This window comes from Rhizobium sp. CCGE 510, from assembly GCF_000292525.1.
Taxonomy (GTDB): domain Bacteria; phylum Pseudomonadota; class Alphaproteobacteria; order Rhizobiales; family Rhizobiaceae; genus Rhizobium.
The window spans coordinates 1-800 of sequence record NZ_AEYF01000109.1; the positions used below are offsets into that span (position 1 = coordinate 1).

Genomic DNA, 800 nt, shown 5'->3' on the forward strand with positions numbered 1-800 from the left:
GAACCCCGCGACGACGTCTTGCTGCTCCATCCGAACGCCTTCTTGAACCCTGACGCCATGCGCGACTTAAATCCGCGGCTTTTGCCCTGCGGCGCCGCGGCGACTTCGCCCGCCTCCGCCATATTGCTCGATGTCTTGCCCCCCGAGCCGCCGAATCGCAAGCTGCTGGAGCCCGCCCGAGAGACGTCTATGCTGTGGCGGGCGCCGCTCAACGAGTTCTCCGGCGCCCGCGACTGCGGCGTCACTCGCATCGAACCGCCCACGGATCTGCGACGCGGCACACGATCGCCGGCGTCACTGTCGTGCGACCCGAGGCGCAAGTCGCTCAGATCCTGTTCCATGTCTCGTCTCAGTGAATAGTAGTCCCGGATCCAGGCGTCCGTCGCGACAGCTCCGGTCACGCCTTCGATCCACCCACTTACTTCGCGAGAATCGTCATCGCGCGGCTGGTTCCGTCTTGGGTACATCGATGCCGTCCTCCGGAAATCAAATTTGGAACCTCGATCCTAATGCCTGCCGACCGCCGCCCAGCATGCAAAAGCCAGATCCAATCATGCCCTCAAGGCATGGCCGAACACCATATGGCGACGGCTTGCCGACAATCGTCTGCACTCGACCATCAGGCCGTCACAGAGGCTCGCCAGCTTGCTGCTTGCCATGCGGAGCCCGCCATTCGATGCCGCCCCCGGCACTGGGGATCGTCTCATCTGGGTTGGCGCGCTGCACGTGGCCGCGTAAAAACGGATTCTCCCTCAACGATTTGGTGTTTTTTCAAGAACGACTGGCATCTATTGCTCGAT

Annotated in this window: 1 pseudogene; it reads right to left on the minus strand. The window is 62.2% G+C overall.

The window, feature by feature from the left end:
- Positions 1-341: pseudogene (locus RCCGE510_RS35905) on the minus strand (hypothetical protein); the annotation flags it as partial.
- Positions 342-800 lie beyond the last annotated feature (459 nt).